We start from the raw sequence: 17,265 nt of genomic DNA, 5'->3' as shown, positions 1-17,265 counted from the left end.
GCTGCTTCTTTTTTATAATGCTTCTATAAATAAGGCAACCCCGATACCGCCACCGACGCATAAAGAGGCAATTCCTTTTTCTAACCCACGTCTTTTTAATTCGTGAATTAAACTTACTGTAATACGAGCCCCTGTACAACCAATTGGATGCCCAAGTCCTACGCCACTACCGTTTACGTTCACTTTTTCACGGTCTAAGCCTAACTCTTTCTCTACAGCTAAATATTGAGCCGCGAAAGCTTCATTAATTTCAAGTAAATCTGCATCTTCCAATGACCAATCTACTTTTTCTAAACCTTTACGAATTGCTGGTGCTGGTCCAATACCCATAATTTTCGGGTCTACTCCAGCTACTGAATATCCAACAATTCTAGCTAACGGTTGTAAGCCTTTTTCTTTTGCTTTTTCTTCGCTCATTAATACTAGAACTGCACTTCCGTCATTCAGGCCAGATGCATTACCTGCAGTTACAGACCCATCTTTACGGAATGCTGGTTTTAACCCTGCTAATTTTTCCGCTGTAATATCTGCACGTGGATGCTCATCCTTCGAAAATATAACTTCTTTTCTACGCTCTTTTATTGTAATAGGAACAATTTGATCGTCAAAGTATCCAGACTCGATTGCCTTCAGTGCCAATGTATGACTGCGAAGAGCAACTTCATCTTGTTCCTCTCTTGTAATTTCATATTGTTCAACTAAATTTTCCGCTGTTTCACCCATCATAATATGGTGAATCGGATCTTCTAACACTTCCCACACCGTATCACGAATTTCTCCGTGCTGTAGACGTTGTCCCCAGCGGTGCTGTTTCAATGCATAAGGGCTCGAACTCATCGCTTCTACCCCACCTGCAACAACAACATCACTTACACCTAATTGGATTTGCATTGCAGCTGACATAATTGCTTGCATACCTGAAGAACATTGACGTTGGATTGTATATCCCGTAACTGTATCAGGAAATCCTGCCGCTAATGCAGCTGTTCTCGCTGTATTTGCTTCATCAGTTCTTTGAATACAATGACCTAAAATTACTTCATCAACTTCATGTGGTTCTACCCCGCCTCGTTTTACAGCTTCCTGAAGTACAGGAACAGCTAATTCTACTGGCGTTACATTTTTTAGCGCTCCTCCAAAAGTTCCAATTGGCGAACGAACTGCAGCTGTAATAACAACATTATGCATTTTGCACTTGCCCCTCTCTTATGTACCCTAGTCAGTTTTTAGGTGAAATTCCATAAGATGTATATCTATAACTATCATACTATAAACATACTAAAAAATCAAAATATTTAATATAATAAAAATAGAAGGAATTAACCTTCTATTCTGTCAGCGCATATAAAAACTTTTGTAAAATTTTCTCTGTCGTTTCATTCAATTTTGGCAACTTATCTACTGGAAAATATTGAAGTTTTAACCCTTCATGATCGAGCTTTAATTCCCCGCTCACATGATGTGCCTGATACAGATGAATAACATTGAAAATTTCATCGCCATTCGGATAACGGAAATATACTTCTTTTCCTGATAGAACACCAAGAAATTGCATTATTTTTGCAGTTAACCCCGTTTCCTCAAATAACTCTCTACGTGCAGTTTCTTCTGTCGTTTCGCCCAGTTCCATCGCCCCACCAGGTACACCCCAATCATATGTATCTGAACGATATTGAAGCAATACTTCTTGATTATCGTTTAATATAATAATTGCTGATCCTACGAGAATAAGCGGCCTTGTACCAACGACTTTTCGTAACTCTTCAATATACCCCATATGTAAATTCCCCTTTCCCTAACCTCCCTTATCATAACAAAATTTTGCTCTTTTTGTTCATGTAATTTTAAAGAAAAAAAGAAGCTTTCGCCTCCTTTTTTTCACCTTTATTTCTTAAAACTTTCATATTTTACAGCTTCAAAAGCTTCCTCAATTTCATCATTACGATAATGGACATATGTAAAACGCCCCAATTCTACTAATCTTGCTATTTCCTGTAACGCTTTATGCTGCTCATATGTTTCTTTCAGCTTAATATGTACATAAAACTTCATTAACGGATGTTCATATAAAGGTTCTCCCACCTCTACATATACATCTTCCACCCCTTGTACAACTCTTACATAACTTGCAAATTGATAAAGAGCTTCTCTGTCTGAAACGATTTTTAATGTATACATATATTCTCCCCCTTTTCTTTACTATATCAAAAAGATGATCACACTACGTTATAGAACTATGAAATTTTTTCGACTTGTCATCTATATATTCAATAAAGAAGGCGTTTATCCATACATGACATCTTTTCCCCACATATATTATAGGAAGAACTTTTTTTCAGTTGAGGTGTTCCTTATGGATCCATACGTCAATATATGTATTTGTATTACTCCCGGCGCCGATATTTCTGATGACCGCATCGCAAAAGATTTAGCTGTTGCAGAATCAATTTGGCACCCCATTACATTTCAAATTCAAGAAGTAATTGTATTAAATGAACTTTTCCGTTTTTTTGACCGTGAAATCAGTTATAAAAATTCCATTCAAAGTCAAGAAAAGCTGGCATCCTTTTTCCAAACATGTGTAAATGAAGCTCCTGAATGCGACCTTTATATTTGTTATATTGGCAGTGATTATTTCAAAGAAACAGCAGTAATTGCCTGCGCTTACTCTTTAGCAAAACAGCAACAACTTACCGGATATATCGTTTTAACAAACTCGGCTGCTCCTATGAAAAATATATATACGCTTGCTCACGAAATCGGTCATATTTTATTTACAAGACGTGTTCACGGAAAACTTACTCACGCAGATCCTCATTCCCCAACTGGCTCGGAGCACCATCCTTCTCCAACCAATCTTATGTATCCGATAGTCCCGCGCCCTGAAAATGTTCCTATTCAGTCTCTATTGACGAACGAACAAAAAACACTCTCTTTACAAAGCTCTTTATTGCAAAGAAAAAAACAGTAACCCTCATGTTACTGTTTAAAACAACTTGTTCCAATCAACAAACAAAATTCCGGCTGCTAGAAATAAAAATAGACAACTAAATGTAAATGTAATCCCTCTAAAAATCCCTATATAATATTTCTTTGGAAATAATTTTTGGTATATCCAGAGCAGCCCTTTTCCAATAAAACCGAAGAACAAAACATATCCAGATGTATAATCTATTACAGTATTAAAATAGCCAACATGTATCCTTTTTATAAAAGAGGTATAGTTAGGTTAACCTTAGAAAACTACTACTCAATTTACCTATAAATAATACTGTCTCTCTTTTTATTCTTATACTTTCCTTTTTTCTAATTTTATATGAATTTTCAAAAGCATGTAAATAACAATGAAAAGAATTATTTGTTGTACATACATTCCAATAATACTTGGTACATCTATCATTACAAATACATATTCTAATACAATTGGAACCAGTAAATATGACAGAGTAAACCAACCACCAAATTTAATATTTGTACCAGCCGCTAAAAGAACTACTATACCAACAAGAATGAAGCTTTCTGTACTAGTAAATTTAATAAAAGTTGTACCATAAAAATTATTTAATAATGCAATACTGAAAACTAATAAAAACCACATTGCACCACTTATATACATAATTAAAAATTCAGTTCTTTTCCGCTTAAATGAGGCTGTTCTCATGCCCCATATTAATACACTAATTCCTACAAAAATCATAATCGGATAGCCAATTAATTCAATTAAAGAATAAGACAAACGATGGTCGACTTCACTAAAAAATACACTCTTCATCATCGTGAATGCTAATAAATTTATAATGAAATAAAGCAATAATTTATAATTCCCTTTTTTATCAACTTCCATCTCTTTGGCAAGTTGATTTGCATACTCTTTTGGAGCATGTCCGAATATATCATTTACACTCTTCCCTCTCTTTTCTCCTTCTATTAAATGAACTTCCCCATCTTCTATAAAGGAAATAATATCAGCTTCTCTAATGCCCTTTGTTCGTAAATACCCTTGGGTATCATCTAAAAATTTTTGCCCTTCATTTGATAGCATTTTATCACTCCCTTATTTAACCATTTCTCTTCTATTCGCCTTCATCATAATTTCAACAAAAATTAAAATAAATAAACTTCCGTATAAACATATAATTTGAAATAACATTGGAACAAGGTCTTCCGTTGTAAATGTTTTAAACACTAACATAATTGAAAGTGGAATGATTAAATATAAGTTTTTAAACCATCCTTCAAAATATATATTTATAGCTACTGTGATGATAAAAATCCCACCAGCCACTATATAACTTTGCACTTCGGTGAATGTGAGCATTTTTGTCGGATATATCACGTCTAATATCGTAACAGCTCCTAATAAAAACATTGGAGCGATCATAACTAAAGACCACATAGAAAACCATGTTTTTGTAAAACTTGTGACGAAGGCCATTTTGCGAAGTAGAAAATTAGGACCTATAACAACTAAAATCAATGAAAAACTATAACCGATACACTGAATAAGTGAAATCTGTAACATTCCATGATTCACTATTAAGATAGAAGCAATAATCCAAAACGATACGATATTCATTACTGTAAAACCAATTTGCTTCCACGTTTCCTGTCTATCTCTTTCCATTACTTTGACAAGTTCATTTGCATATTCTTTCGGTGAGCTTCCGAAAATATCTTCTACACTTTTCCCATCACTCTCACCCTCAATTAAATGGAGTTCCGCATCTTCTATAAAATTTTCAATATCGCTTTCTTTCACACTCTTTGCCGTCAAAAATAATCTCATATCTAACAAAAACTTTCGCGCTTCACTTGATAGCATTATTTTCTCCTTCCCTTCCCTTCAAGTAGACGTTCTACACTACTTTGCATCGTTTCCCAGCGATCCATAAATTCATCAAGTGCTTCCTCGCCTTTTTCTGTTAATGTATAATATTTTCTCTTTGGACCAGATGGAGATTCCTTCATTACGCTTGTTATTAGTCCTTCTTTTTGCATTCGTATTAATAACGGATAAATACTTCCCTCACTCGCCATTGTAAAACCATACTTTGCTAGCTTCTCACTCATTTCATAACCGTATATTTCGCCTTCAGAAATAATAGCAAGTAAGCATCCTTCTAAAATCCCTTTCAGCATTTGACTTGTCGACATAATTCAAATCCTCCTACTATCTTGCTTTACAAGATAGATAAGCGTAAGTATCTTGCTTTACAAAATAGTATAGCAAAGACTATTTTGCAAAACAAGATAGCTAACGATATTTTTCCAAATGTTTGCAGGAATTTCATTATAGCTTCTCTAAATAGAGCACTATGAAAACTTTATTATGAAGGGATGTTTTTCATCATGGTTACAAATCGAGTTGTCTTTTTAACAGGTGCTGCAAGTGGTATTGGTTATGAAATGGGAAAGGCTTTTGCAAAAGAAGGTGCAAAAGTTGTGATTACCGATCGGCTTGAAGAACGTGCAAAAGAAGCTGCTGAACAATTACAAAATGAAGGTTTTCAAGCTATCGGTTTAAAATGTGACGTTACATCTGAAGAGGAAATTACAGCAGCAATTTCTCAAACAGTTGATCATTTCGGTTCATTACATATATTAATTAACAACGCAGGAATGCAACACGTTTCACCCATTGAAGACTTTCCAACTGAAAAGTTCGAGCTACTAATTCAAATTATGCAAATTGCTCCGTTTATTGCAATTAAGCATGCCTTTCCGATTATGAAACAACAAAAATATGGTCGTATTATTAATGTCGCTTCTATTAACGGCCTTGTCGGGTTTGCTGGAAAAGCTGCCTACAATAGTGCAAAACATGGCGTAATTGGATTAACAAAAGTTGCCGCTTTAGAAGGTGCTACGCATGGTATTACTGTTAATGCCCTTTGCCCTGGTTATGTTGATACCCCCCTTGTACGTAATCAACTACAAGACTTAGCTACTACACGAAATGTACCACTTGAAAATGTTTTAGAAGATGTTATTTATCCACTCGTTCCACAAAAGCGCTTATTACAAGTACAAGAAATTGCAGATTATGCGATGTTTTTAGCGAGTGAAAAAGCTAAAGGTATAACTGGTCAAGCTGTCGTTATCGATGGTGGTTATACCGCTCAATAAAAATAAAGTTTGCTCAAGAAGAGCAAACTTTATTTTTTATCCCGAGGATCTTCGTACTTTAGTAATTGCCGCGGGAGCTTCTCAATTGCAACAATTACCCCCTCTAATTTACTTTCAATACGGTGGAGTAAATATAATGTTACAACAATCGGAAACCCTACATTACCTATCATCTTGATCCACTCTTCCACCCTCTTCCCCTCCTTTCATTATATAAGTAAGAGAAAACACTGCATTTAGGCATAAAAAAACAAGCTATTATGTATTAGCTTGTTTTTCAAATAATGATGCAATTTCTCGTTTATAGTCCCCGCGTATAATACCTTTCTCAGTAATAATTCCTGTAATTAATTCATTCGGCGTTATGTCAAATGCTGGATTATAAACATCCGTTCCAATTGGTGCTACTTGTTTTCCAAAGATTTTCGTAACTTCTGTTTCATCTCTTTCTTCAATAATAATTTCGGCTCCAGTTTCTTTCGTAACATCAAATGTTGACAGTGGCGCAGCAACGTAAAATGGGATATTAAAGTACTTTGCTAAAATAGCTAAATTCATTGTCCCTATTTTATTGGCTGTATCTCCATTTGCGACAATTCGATCCGCCCCCACAATAATTGCGTTTATTTCTTTCGTTTGAATAGCATGAGCTGCAGTATTATCTGTTATAAGGGTCACATCAATATTTGCTTGCTTCAATTCCCACGTCGTTAAGCGACCACCTTGTAAAACTGGTCTCGTTTCACACGCATATGCATGTAAACGCACACCTTTCTCTTTTCCAATATAAAAGGGAGCTAATGCAGTTCCATATCTGGCAGTTGCGATACTTCCAGCGTTACAGATTGTTAAAATATTATCGCCATCTTTAAAACATGTTAACGCATATTCCCCAATATTTCGACACACCTCTTCATCTTCCTGTTGAATGCGAAGCGCTTCTTCTTCTAATATTTTTTGTGCTTCTTTTATTGTAGTAATCTCTCGAATAGATTCTCTCATACGATCAATTGCCCAAAATAAATTTACTGCCGTTGGGCGCGATGTCCCTAAATAGTTACAGTCTCTATTAAACTTCTTTTGAAATTCTTCGATATGTAAAGTATTATATTTTTTCGCTGCAAGCGCCAAGCCAAATGCAGCTACAATTCCAATTGCAGGCGCTCCGCGTACTTCTAACATTATGATACTTTTCCAAACCTCTTCAATAGTCGTTAATGTTTTGTATTCTGTGCTATGTGGCAATTTCGTTTGATTTAATACCGCAATTGCATCCCCTTTCCAACTTACAGATCTCGGAACAGTAACGATTGTACTCATGCTTTTACACCCCTTGAAACTGTCTGTTGAAATAATGTTCGAAACAGTTGAATATCAGCACTTTTAGATTCATATTTTATTAGTTCTTTTCCTAAGGATAGCGCTTGTTTCTTAGCTTGAATTCTTGTTTCTTTATTTTCTATTTCATCTAAATCTGCTACATGAGCTAAACCAATTGTTCTACGAATTAGTTCACATCCGGCAAATCCAACAGCATCAGTAAAGATATTTTGCAAAATAATTGGTAACCATTGTTTTTCTTTCGTATATGCTTCTACACCTTCTCCAATCCATAACTTTGTAAAAGTCTCTACAAAATAACTCCACGTCTTTTCTATATGGAAAAATAGTACACTTCTCTTTTCTTCTTCTCTAGATAACGCATTTAATAATAGATTTGCAATAAATTGACCTATGTCAAACCCAAATGGGCCATATGCCGCAAATTCTGGATCAATCACTTTCGTTTCAGAAGGTGACGAAAAAATACTACCAGTATGTAAATCACCATGAATAAGAGTTTCTTTTCTTGTTAAGAACTTATATTTATATTGTGCTACTTTTAGTTTTAAAGTTTTATCACTCCAAAGTTCATCAACCACGAGCTGTAAATCTCGCTCATAATCATTTGTATCATAATGTCCAAACGGATCTGTAAACACTAAATCCTCTGTAATTTTACAAAGGTCCGGATTTACAAAGGTACCTTCTAGTACCCTTTTCTCTTTTGACTGTAAACCAAAATCTGAAGTGTAAAATAAAACATGTGCTAGAAAACGACCAATATGCTGGGATAAAAGCGGATATTCTTCTCCGTCTATTAATCCTTTTCTTGTAATTGTTAGTCTTGATAAGTCTTCTATTACCGTTATCGCTAACTCTTCGTCATGACTGTACACTACTGGAACATAATCCGGTACATACTGCGCAAAAATTTGTAATGCCTTGCTTTCAATCGTTGCTCTTTTTATAGACAATGGCCAGCTTTCACCAACTACTTTCGCATAAGGCAGTGCTTGTTTTATTATAATGGATTTCTCTCCATCATCTAATTTAAACACGTAATTTAAGTTTCCATCTCCAATTTCATGACAAATGACATTTGCCTTCTCTTCAAAATAGCCATGATCTTTCGCATATTGTACAGCTGTTATTTCTGTTAATAAATAATATCCCATCTTCTTCTCCCCCTTTTTAAATTCAGAGGTTTTTCTAACATAGAAAAACCTCTTTCCACTAAGAAAGAGGTTTGAAGTTTATCTTCTCCCCTCTTATCTGCCAGAAAGTTTTACTTTCTGCTGGAATTAGCACCGTGCCTTTTGGCGTAATAAACGCCCCATTTCACAATGGTATTACGGTCGGTTGCTGGGCTTCATCGGGCCAAATCCCTCCACCTGCTCTTGATAAGAGTTGTATAATTTTTTGAATTTTTAACTTTATGTTGAAGACTATACCAAGAATAAAAATCACTTGTCAACATTTTATTTGTATAATTCTGGACGGCGATCCGCAAAAACTGGAATTCCTTTACGTACTTCTTTAATTTTCTCGAATTCAAGCTCTCCAAATAAAATTGATTCCTCTTCATTCGCCTCTACTACAACTTCACCCCAAGGATCCACAATTAAAGAATGACCTGCAAACACATTATTCGGATCCTTCCCTGCTCTATTACACGCAACAACATAACACTGATTTTCAACTGCTCTTGCTTGCAATAGCAAACGCCAATGTGCTAAACGAACTAATGGCCATTCAGCTACAACAAATAATACTTTTGCACCTTTCGCAGTATGAACGCGCATCCACTCCGGAAAACGAATATCATAACAAATTGCGCCGGCGCACTCTACATCATCTAACTTAAATTCACCTGTACTATTTCCAGCGATTAAATATTTATGTTCATCCATAAGCTGAAATAAGTGCACTTTACTATATTCATTAACTAGTTCTCCTTTATTAGTTACAACATACATTGTATTTGTAACACCTTGCTCTGTTTGCTTCGCTATAGAACCACCGACAATATGTACACCATATTGCTTCGACCATTCTTTCAACTTTTCTTTCGTTTCCAATCCATCCCTATCTGCAATTTCAGAGAGCCTAGTTAAATCATATCCTGTTGTCCAAAGTTCTGGTAAGACAATAACATCTGGTCTTTCCTTCACCGCTTCACTTATTTTATTTTTAGCATTCTCAATATTTTTTTCTACATCTCCAAAGACAATGTCCATTTGAATACATGCGACTTTCATTTTGTCAGCCCCATTCATAATTTTTTCTTTACAAAATACTGGAAAGATTATATCATTTGTCACTAGAATTGTAACAACTTTCAAAAGAGGTGGAAAGTATGAAATTATTTCAACCTTCTGAGATAGTAACATCATTGCCGACACAATTTTTCGCTTCACTTGTTGCAAAAGTTAACAAAGTCGTAGCAGCTGGTCACGATGTTATTAATCTAGGTCAAGGTAATCCAGATCAACCAACACCGCAGCATATCGTAAAAGCTTTACAAGATGCTGCAGAAAAGACCATTCATCATAAATATCCGCCATTTCGCGGACATGAAAGTTTAAAAGAAGCCGTGGCAACATTCTATCAACGTGAATATGATGTAGTAGTAAATCCAAAAACAGAAGTTGCTATTTTGTTTGGCGGAAAGGCTGGATTAGTAGAATTACCAGTTTGTTTTACAAACCCTGGTGATACGATTCTCGTTCCAGATCCAGGCTATCCAGATTATTTATCAGGAGTTGCTTTAGCAAAAGCACAATTTGAAACAATGCCACTTATTGCAGAAAATAATTTTTTACCAGATTATACGAACATTGATGACTCTATTGCCGAGCGTGCAAAATTAATGTTTTTAAACTATCCAAATAATCCGACCGGTGCTACTGCATCAAAAGATTTCTTTAATGAAACCATTCATTTTGCTAATAAACATAATATATTAGTCGTTCATGATTTTGCTTACGGTGCGATTGGATTCGATGGTCAAAAACCAGTTAGTTTCTTGCAAGCAGATGGCGCGAAAGATATAGGAATTGAAATTTACACGTTATCAAAAACTTTCAATATGGCCGGCTGGCGCATCGCTTTTGCTGTAGGGAATGAAAGTGTGATTGAAACAATTAACCTATTACAAGATCATATGTATGTTAGTATATTCGGTGCAGTTCAAGATGCTGCTCGAGAAGCGCTATTAAGTTCACAGTCTTGTGTAATAGACCTTGTAAATAGTTACGAATCTCGAAGAAATGCTCTTATTTCAGCCTGTCACTCAATTGGTTGGAATGTAGACATTCCAACAGGATCATTCTTTGCATGGCTTCCTGTTCCAAAAGGATATACCTCTGAACAATTTTCTGATATTTTACTAGAAAAAGTACATGTCGCAGTTGCTCCTGGTGTTGGATTTGGTGAGCATGGCGAAGGGTATGTCCGTGTTGGTCTCTTGCATACAGAAGATAGATTACGAGAAGCCATTAATCGAATTGATAAATTAAATTTTTTCAAAAAATAATTGACAACATGAAAAATATCTGACAAAATTCAGTTATCTTAAATTTTTAAACATTTCTAAATACTTCTTATCAAGAGCAGGTGGAGGGACGAGCCCGACGAAACCCGGCAACCGATCTACAATTGTAGACACGGTGCTAATTCTCGCAGCATTACGCTGACAGATAAGGAGCTGGTTGTAAAAAAACCTCTCCTTAGCTGAGAGGTTTTTTTATTTAACTAGGAGGTTATAACAATGAGCGGAATTATAGCGACGTATTTAATTCATGACGATTCACATAACTTAGAAAAAAAGGCGGAACAAATTGCACTCGGATTAACAATTGGTTCTTGGACTCATTTGCCACACTTATTGCAAGAACAATTAAAGCAGCATAAAGGCAACGTCATTCATGTTGAGGAATTAGCTGAACATGAACATACCAATTCGTATTTACGTAAGAAAGTAAAACGCGGAATTATTAAAATTGAATATCCGCTATTAAACTTCAGTCCAGATTTACCAGCGATTTTAACGACTACATTTGGAAAGCTATCACTTGATGGCGAAGTAAAATTAATTGATTTAACTTTTTCAGACGAGTTAAAAAAACATTTTCCTGGTCCAAAATTCGGGATTGATGGTATTCGAAACCTTTTACAAGTGCATGATCGTCCTCTTTTAATGAGTATTTTTAAAGGAATGATTGGACGAAACATTGGGTATTTAAAAACGCAATTACGCGATCAAGCAATTGGTGGTGTAGATATAGTAAAAGATGATGAAATATTATTTGAAAATGCATTAACACCACTTACGAAACGCATTGTATCTGGAAAAGAAGTTTTACAATCTGTTTACGAAACATACGGTCATAAAACGTTATATGCCGTAAATTTAACAGGACGAACTTTTGATTTAAAAGAAAATGCGAAACGTGCAGTGCAAGCTGGAGCTGATATTCTATTATTTAACGTATTTGCTTACGGACTAGATGTACTACAATCACTTGCAGAAGATGATGAAATCCCAGTTCCTATTATGGCACATCCTGCTGTAAGTGGTGCTTATTCAGCATCCAAGTTATATGGAGTTTCATCTCCATTATTACTTGGAAAGCTACTACGTTATGCTGGGGCTGACTTTTCATTATTCCCATCTCCATACGGAAGTGTTGCGCTAGAAAAAGAGGAGGCTCTTGCTATCTCAAAATATTTAACTGAAGACGATGCATTTTTCAAGAAGAGCTTTTCTGTTCCGTCTGCTGGTATTCATCCTGGTTTCGTTCCCTTTATTGTACGAGATTTCGGTAAAGATGTTGTTATTAATGCTGGCGGCGGGATACACGGACATCCAAATGGAGCGCAAGGCGGCGGTAAAGCTTTCCGTACTGCAATTGATGCTACTTTGCAAAATAAACCACTCCATGAAGTAGACGACATAAATTTGCATAGTGCACTACAAATATGGGGAAATCCCTCTTATGAGGTGAAATTATGAGTATTCAAGTATTTTGTGATTTCGATGGCACGATTACAAACAATGATAACATTATGTCCATTATGGAAAAATTCGCACCACCAGAAGCCGAAGAAGTAAAGAATAAAATTTTATCACAAGAACTATCCATTCAAGAAGGTGTTTCTCAATTATTTCAATTCATACCTACTAATCTGCACGATGATATTATTCAATTTTTAATAGAAACTGCTGAAATCCGTAGTGGTTTTCATGAGTTTATACAATTCGTAAAGGAAAATAACATTTCTTTTTACGTGATATCAGGTGGAATGGATTTCTTCGTCTATCCACTCTTACAAGGAATCATTCCAAAAGAGCAAATTTATTGTAATGAAACAGACTTTTCAGCAGAGTTTATTACAGTTAAATGGCCTCATTCTTGTGATGATCATTGTCAAAATCATTGCGGATTATGTAAATCATCATTAATCCGTAAATTAAGTGATACAGATGACTTTCATATTGTAATTGGAGATTCTATTACTGATTTACAAGCCGCGAAACAAGCTGATAAAGTATTCGCTCGCGATTTTCTTATTACAAAGTGTGAAGAAAATCATATTGCTTATACACCATTTGAAACATTTCAAGATGTGCAAGCTGAATTAAAACTTTTGTTGGAGGTGAAGGCATGAAACAACTTTTTCGTCAATGGTATGACTTAAGCGAGATAAAAAAAGAGTTAACAACACGAAATTGGTTCCCAGCAACAAGTGGTAATATTTCTATAAAGGTTAGTCATGAACCACTTACTTTTCTTATTACAGCAAGCGGTAAAGATAAAACAAAAACCACTCCAGATGATTTTCTATTAGTAGATCATGTAGGAGTTCCCGTTTTAGAGACTGAATTACGCCCTTCAGCAGAAACAATATTGCATACACACATTTATAACAATACGAATGCCGGGTGCGTACTTCATGTTCATACAACCGATAATAATGTCATCACAAATTTATATAGTGATGCAGTCACCTTTCAAAATCAAGAAATTATTAAAGCTCTCGATATTTGGGAAGAAGGTGCAACAATTCAAATTCCTATTATTGAAAACCATGCCCATATCCCAACGCTTGGAGAAAACTTCCGAAAGCATATACAAGGAGATTCGGGTGCAGTATTAATCCGTAACCACGGTATTACCGTATGGGGCCGAGATAGCTTTGATGCAAAGAAGAGATTAGAAGCTTATGAGTTTCTATTCCAATTTCATATAAAACTATTATCAATTCAAGGAGGCGTTTCTAATGGCGCAAATTCGTATTCATGAAGGAAATACTCGTATTGAAAATGAAGTGGAAGTATCTAAATTTCTACAAGAGGAAGGCGTTTTATATGAGAAATGGAATATTTCTAAACTTCCTACTCATTTAAATGAAAATTATTCGTTAACAGATGAAAACAAAGCTGAAATATTAGCTGTGTTTTCAAAAGAAATTGCTGATGTTTCAGCACGCCGTGGTTATAAAGCACATGATGTAATTTCACTTTCAAATAGCACCCCTAACCTTGACGAATTATTAATTAATTTCCAAAAGGAACACCATCATACAGATGACGAAGTTCGCTTTATCGTCAGTGGTCATGGCATTTTCGCTATTGAAGGAAAAGATGGGAAATTCTTTGATGTTGAACTTGAGCCAGGCGATTTAATATCTGTTCCTGAAAATGCAAGACATTATTTTACTTTGCAAGATGATCGCCAAGTTGTAGCTATTCGTATTTTTGTGACAACTGAAGGCTGGGTTCCAATCTATTAAGGTAGTTAGTTGAATAAAAGGACTTGGATCCCCTTTTCCAAACTTTTATTCACTCTACATATATACATCCTCCTATGGAACAGGCTTATTTCATTTTGAAATAAGCCTGATTTTTTATTTACTTGAAGTACCATTTCATCACAAATTTAACACCTTGATTTTTCAAGTGCATTTTTTGAACTTTTTTTGAACATTTATTGAATTTTTTCTGAAAATTCTGTTTTGTATGTGATATACTACAATTAACTGAGAAGGAAAATAATATCGCAAACAGAGGGGGATAATCATGAGCTTACTTATCGCACTTATACTTGGGGTTACATGTGGAGCATTTCCTGTTATTTTAGGAGCTATTATGGAAGAGTTAGAAATTGGTGTTTTAGGATTTGTCGCATCTTGTGTAAGCGCTTTATTATTTGGTTTATTCGGTGCTATTCCTGTTTCAATTCTGTGTGCTTTTTATATAATACGCCATGCTCGTACAAAACAATTTGGTCCTAATCACATCGCACAAATTATCCCATTCCCGGTTGAACGATGCCGCCGCGCTTCTAACTTATAATTATAAAAATTAAAGATGACTAAATAAATAAAAGTCCTCAAATGAGGACTTTTATTTATTTTCTTCTAGAAATTGAAACAATTCTTGTAGATGTAGGGCATCTTCACCATAGCTAACAGATACATGAAATATACCGTCAATCTCAGCTTGCATATAAAGATCCACTCCATCACGATCATATTTCAATGCCAAATAAAACTCCATTTCTTCTAACATCTTTTTTGAGGTTCGAATTACATAATGCCCCTTCTCATCTCTTCCATATTCAAATTTTGGTTCAAAATCATATTTTTGTTTAAAAGCTTCTTTTTGTTTCTCATTAATTTGCATACAAGTAGCTCGCTGTACAGTATCAATCATCTCATCAAACTTTTGAAGGTCCACCTCGTTTACCCCCTTATATATTTTTTATATAGTACTTGTGTTCCACTATTTTCTTCGCCATCCTTAATTAACTCTTCATACAATTCTTTCGCCAAACTTAAGCCTGGGACTGGTAATTGTAATTTTTCTGCTTCCTCTAAAGCAATTTTCATATCTTTCATAAAATGCTTCACATAAAATCCTGGCTCAAAGTCTCCTTTTAACATTCGAGGAGCTAAATTACTTAATGACCAGCTACCTGCTGCCCCTGTTGAAATACTCTCTAACACTTTATCTGGATTCAGTCCAGCCTTCTTCGCGTAAGCAACAGCTTCACATACTCCAATCATATTGGAAGCAATCGCAATTTGATTGCACATTTTTGTATGTTGTCCACTCCCAGCTGGTCCTTGTAATTGAATGTTTGTTCCTAACTTTTCAAGTAAAGGTAAGCATCTATCATATATTTCTTTCTCCCCACCTACCATAATTGCGAGTTTTGCTTCTTTCGCACCAACATCTCCTCCTGAGACAGGTGCATCTAACGTATATATATTTTTGCTTTTTGCAACTTCATTAATCCGTTTTGCTAAAGTAGGTGTAGATGTCGTAAAGTCAATTGCTATCGTACCTTCTTTTGCATGTTCTATAATTCCTTCTATACCAAAATACACTTCTTCTACATCATGTGGATATCCAACCATTGTCATTACAATATCAACTTGCTTTACTAACTCTTTTGGCGTATTACACCAATTTGCACCATCTTGCACTAAAGAATCTGTTTTTGCTTTCGTTCTATTATATACATATACTTTATGACCATCTTGCATTAAGTGATAAACCATACTTTTTCCCATTACGCCAATACCAATGAAACCTATTGATAAAGTTTTATGTTCCATTTTCTCATCCCCTTTGTTCTAATAAATCATTTACCATCTTTCGGAACTCTTTATTAAAGTCATCATCCATACTATTTTTCACATTTGAAAATAAAATAACAAAAGTTCCTTTTTCTTTATTAAAATTATTGAAAGTGTTCCAACCAGATAATACACCATGATTATGAAAATAATCTGGATATATATATAAACTAAATGCATATTTCCGTTCTGCTGAAGGTGAAAACATTGCTTGTATACTTTGTTCAGAAAGAAGTTTTCCATTTATAATTGCTTCGTCTAATTTCTTCATATCTCCAACTGTCGTATACATCTCACCACAACCATATAACCAATCCATACCTAACTTCTGCGCTGGTACAAGCTCTTGATCTTTTTTCACATAACCCTTTGTAAAATTTTTATCTCCAGGTACCATATTTCCCATACCGGATTCATGCATATCTGCTTTTACAAATATGTTTTCTTTTATGTAATCTCCTAAAGGTTTTTTCGATATATGTTCTATTATATAAGCAAGCACCATATAATTATAATCTGTATATCTCCAACCCGTTCCTGCAGGAAATTCTAAATTTTGACGTCCAATCCAATTCATTAACTGTAAGCGAGAAGCCGCATTAATATTGCCTTTTGCGTGTTCAGGTAAACCAGAGGTATGCGTTAATAAATGATATAGCGTAATATTTTTATTCTCCGGAAATGAAGGAATATATTTATTTACATTATCTTGAATATTCAATTTCCCTTGTTCTTGCAGCTGTAAAATAGATGTGGCAACGACTGTTTTCGTAATAGAACCGATACGATATTTTGTTTGAGGCGTATTTTCTATTTTATTTTGAACATCAGCATACCCATATCCTTTATTCAATATAACATGCTCTTTATCTGTTACCAAAACTGTTCCATTGAATTGCTTTCCGACTAAATATTGATCTAATTTTTGAGATATGCTAGCATAATCAATTTGTTGCTCTTCTTTTTCTTCTATATTCCCTTGTACTTCCGATTCAATAGTAGGATTCACTTTAGTTGTTAATACAGTGTTTTCCTTTATATTGGGGCTAACAAGAAAATAGTATACTCCGCCGCCAACTATAGCAGACAGTGAAGCCACCACCATTACTTTTTTTATCATATTGATCCTCCATAATTCCTTCGCTAAAAATTGTCCCCCTATTCTATTAT

Annotated in this window: 22 protein-coding genes and 2 riboswitches; of the genes, 8 read left to right on the top strand and 14 right to left on the bottom strand. The window is 35.0% G+C overall.

Annotated elements, in window-relative coordinates:
* Positions 1–12 precede the first annotated feature (12 nt).
* From ACTFO4_RS04300 to ACTFO4_RS04290, 3 genes are all read right to left on the bottom strand, one after another.
* Positions 13–1,188, bottom strand: a complete 1,176-nt coding sequence (locus ACTFO4_RS04300) for an acetyl-CoA C-acetyltransferase (protein ID WP_000552076.1) — start codon at positions 1,186–1,188, stop codon at positions 13–15.
* A 139-nt stretch (positions 1,189–1,327) separates the two neighbouring features.
* Positions 1,328–1,777 (bottom strand): NUDIX hydrolase, encoded by a 450-nt coding sequence (locus tag ACTFO4_RS04295; protein WP_000540529.1) that lies wholly within the window; start codon positions 1,775–1,777, stop codon positions 1,328–1,330.
* A gap of 107 nt (positions 1,778–1,884) precedes the next feature.
* Positions 1,885–2,178 carry a DUF3928 family protein gene (locus tag ACTFO4_RS04290; RefSeq protein ID WP_000288330.1) on the bottom strand — a complete coding sequence of 98 codons (294 nt, stop codon included), beginning with the start codon at positions 2,176–2,178 and terminating at the stop codon, positions 1,885–1,887.
* A 175-nt stretch (positions 2,179–2,353) separates the two neighbouring features.
* Between ACTFO4_RS04290 and ACTFO4_RS04285 the strand changes: the two genes are divergently transcribed.
* Positions 2,354–2,971, top strand: coding sequence for an ImmA/IrrE family metallo-endopeptidase (locus ACTFO4_RS04285; protein ID WP_000371608.1), 618 nt, complete (start codon positions 2,354–2,356; stop codon positions 2,969–2,971).
* A 15-nt stretch (positions 2,972–2,986) separates the two neighbouring features.
* Here ACTFO4_RS04285 and ACTFO4_RS04280 read toward each other — a convergent pair whose 3' ends face one another.
* The 4 genes from ACTFO4_RS04280 to ACTFO4_RS04265 all read right to left on the bottom strand — a co-directional run bounded on the left by ACTFO4_RS04280 (position 2,987) and on the right by ACTFO4_RS04265 (position 5,154).
* Positions 2,987–3,211, bottom strand: coding sequence for a DNA-binding protein (locus ACTFO4_RS04280; protein ID WP_370658437.1), 225 nt, complete (start codon positions 3,209–3,211; stop codon positions 2,987–2,989).
* 78 nt (positions 3,212–3,289) lie between these two features.
* Complete coding sequence (locus ACTFO4_RS04275; RefSeq protein WP_061457684.1) at positions 3,290–4,042, bottom strand: DUF1129 domain-containing protein; 753 nt, start codon at positions 4,040–4,042, stop codon at positions 3,290–3,292.
* A 12-nt stretch (positions 4,043–4,054) separates the two neighbouring features.
* Positions 4,055–4,822 (bottom strand): DUF1129 domain-containing protein, encoded by a 768-nt coding sequence (locus ACTFO4_RS04270; RefSeq protein WP_000952886.1) that lies wholly within the window; start codon positions 4,820–4,822, stop codon positions 4,055–4,057.
* Positions 4,822–5,154: a PadR family transcriptional regulator gene (locus tag ACTFO4_RS04265; protein ID WP_000107982.1), complete on the bottom strand. Its 333-nt coding sequence runs from the start codon at positions 5,152–5,154 to the stop codon at positions 4,822–4,824. The genes ACTFO4_RS04270 and ACTFO4_RS04265 overlap by 1 nt, the downstream gene beginning before the upstream one ends.
* Before the next feature lie 195 nt (positions 5,155–5,349).
* On the opposite strand from ACTFO4_RS04265, the gene ACTFO4_RS04260 reads away from it, so the two are divergent.
* The gene (locus ACTFO4_RS04260; protein ID WP_000258428.1) at positions 5,350–6,126 is read left to right on the top strand and encodes a 3-hydroxybutyrate dehydrogenase; all 777 of its coding nucleotides are present in this window, start codon (positions 5,350–5,352) and stop codon (positions 6,124–6,126) included.
* A 29-nt stretch (positions 6,127–6,155) separates the two neighbouring features.
* Here the strand turns inward: ACTFO4_RS04260 and ACTFO4_RS04255 are convergent, their stop codons facing one another.
* The 4 genes from ACTFO4_RS04255 to ACTFO4_RS04240 form a co-directional block, all read right to left on the bottom strand.
* Positions 6,156–6,317, bottom strand: coding sequence for a YvrJ family protein (locus ACTFO4_RS04255; RefSeq protein ID WP_000393336.1), 162 nt, complete (start codon positions 6,315–6,317; stop codon positions 6,156–6,158).
* A 67-nt stretch (positions 6,318–6,384) separates the two neighbouring features.
* Entirely contained in the window at positions 6,385–7,446 is a 1,062-nt protein-coding gene (gene mtnA / locus ACTFO4_RS04250) for an S-methyl-5-thioribose-1-phosphate isomerase (protein ID WP_000104604.1), read from the bottom strand.
* The gene (gene mtnK / locus ACTFO4_RS04245) at positions 7,443–8,624 is read right to left on the bottom strand and encodes an S-methyl-5-thioribose kinase (RefSeq protein ID WP_017673602.1); all 1,182 of its coding nucleotides are present in this window, start codon (positions 8,622–8,624) and stop codon (positions 7,443–7,445) included. The genes mtnA and mtnK overlap by 4 nt, the downstream gene beginning before the upstream one ends.
* Positions 8,625–8,714: 90 nt before the next feature.
* A riboswitch (SAM riboswitch) is annotated at positions 8,715–8,856 on the bottom strand.
* 71 nt (positions 8,857–8,927) lie between these two features.
* A complete protein-coding gene (locus ACTFO4_RS04240; RefSeq protein WP_000869879.1) occupies positions 8,928–9,791 on the bottom strand; it encodes a carbon-nitrogen family hydrolase in 864 nt (287 codons plus the stop codon).
* 14 nt (positions 9,792–9,805) lie between these two features.
* Between ACTFO4_RS04240 and ACTFO4_RS04235 the strand changes: the two genes are divergently transcribed.
* The 6 genes from ACTFO4_RS04235 to ACTFO4_RS04210 all read left to right on the top strand — a co-directional run bounded on the left by ACTFO4_RS04235 (position 9,806) and on the right by ACTFO4_RS04210 (position 14,806).
* On the top strand, positions 9,806–10,984 hold the full coding sequence (locus tag ACTFO4_RS04235; protein ID WP_017673601.1) for a pyridoxal phosphate-dependent aminotransferase: 1,179 nt from the start codon (positions 9,806–9,808) through the stop codon (positions 10,982–10,984).
* 64 nt (positions 10,985–11,048) lie between these two features.
* A riboswitch (SAM riboswitch) is annotated at positions 11,049–11,154 on the top strand.
* Positions 11,155–11,218: 64 nt separating this feature from the next.
* Positions 11,219–12,463 carry a 2,3-diketo-5-methylthiopentyl-1-phosphate enolase gene (mtnW, locus tag ACTFO4_RS04230; protein WP_000014180.1) on the top strand — a complete coding sequence of 415 codons (1,245 nt, stop codon included), beginning with the start codon at positions 11,219–11,221 and terminating at the stop codon, positions 12,461–12,463.
* The gene (locus ACTFO4_RS04225) at positions 12,460–13,119 is read left to right on the top strand and encodes a 2-hydroxy-3-keto-5-methylthiopentenyl-1-phosphate phosphatase (RefSeq protein ID WP_017673600.1); all 660 of its coding nucleotides are present in this window, start codon (positions 12,460–12,462) and stop codon (positions 13,117–13,119) included. Before mtnW ends, ACTFO4_RS04225 begins: the two co-directional genes overlap by 4 nt.
* Complete coding sequence (locus ACTFO4_RS04220) at positions 13,116–13,754, top strand: methylthioribulose 1-phosphate dehydratase (protein ID WP_000811339.1); 639 nt, start codon at positions 13,116–13,118, stop codon at positions 13,752–13,754. Before ACTFO4_RS04225 ends, ACTFO4_RS04220 begins: the two co-directional genes overlap by 4 nt.
* Entirely contained in the window at positions 13,732–14,244 is a 513-nt protein-coding gene (locus tag ACTFO4_RS04215; RefSeq protein ID WP_000057300.1) for a 1,2-dihydroxy-3-keto-5-methylthiopentene dioxygenase, read from the top strand. Before ACTFO4_RS04220 ends, ACTFO4_RS04215 begins: the two co-directional genes overlap by 23 nt.
* Positions 14,245–14,530: 286 nt before the next feature.
* Positions 14,531–14,806: a hypothetical protein gene (locus ACTFO4_RS04210; protein ID WP_000054659.1), complete on the top strand. Its 276-nt coding sequence runs from the start codon at positions 14,531–14,533 to the stop codon at positions 14,804–14,806.
* Positions 14,807–14,857: 51 nt separating this feature from the next.
* Here the strand turns inward: ACTFO4_RS04210 and ACTFO4_RS04205 are convergent, their stop codons facing one another.
* From ACTFO4_RS04205 to ACTFO4_RS04195, 3 genes are read right to left on the bottom strand one after another with little or no spacing between them, the layout of a single operon-like run.
* The gene (locus tag ACTFO4_RS04205) at positions 14,858–15,190 is read right to left on the bottom strand and encodes a DUF3909 family protein (RefSeq protein WP_000365621.1); all 333 of its coding nucleotides are present in this window, start codon (positions 15,188–15,190) and stop codon (positions 14,858–14,860) included.
* A gap of 5 nt (positions 15,191–15,195) precedes the next feature.
* Positions 15,196–16,074: an NAD(P)-dependent oxidoreductase gene (locus ACTFO4_RS04200; protein ID WP_000400431.1), complete on the bottom strand. Its 879-nt coding sequence runs from the start codon at positions 16,072–16,074 to the stop codon at positions 15,196–15,198.
* A gap of 4 nt (positions 16,075–16,078) precedes the next feature.
* The gene (locus ACTFO4_RS04195) at positions 16,079–17,215 is read right to left on the bottom strand and encodes a serine hydrolase (RefSeq protein WP_440013095.1); all 1,137 of its coding nucleotides are present in this window, start codon (positions 17,213–17,215) and stop codon (positions 16,079–16,081) included.
* Positions 17,216–17,265: the final 50 nt, after the last annotated feature.

It is taken from the genome of Bacillus cereus group sp. MYBKT14-1 (assembly GCF_051915185.1).
GTDB classification, from domain to species: Bacteria; Bacillota; Bacilli; order Bacillales; family Bacillaceae_G; genus Bacillus_A; species Bacillus_A cereus.
The sequence above is the reverse complement of the archived record's forward strand: the minus strand, read 5'-3'. Positions and strand labels throughout refer to the sequence as shown.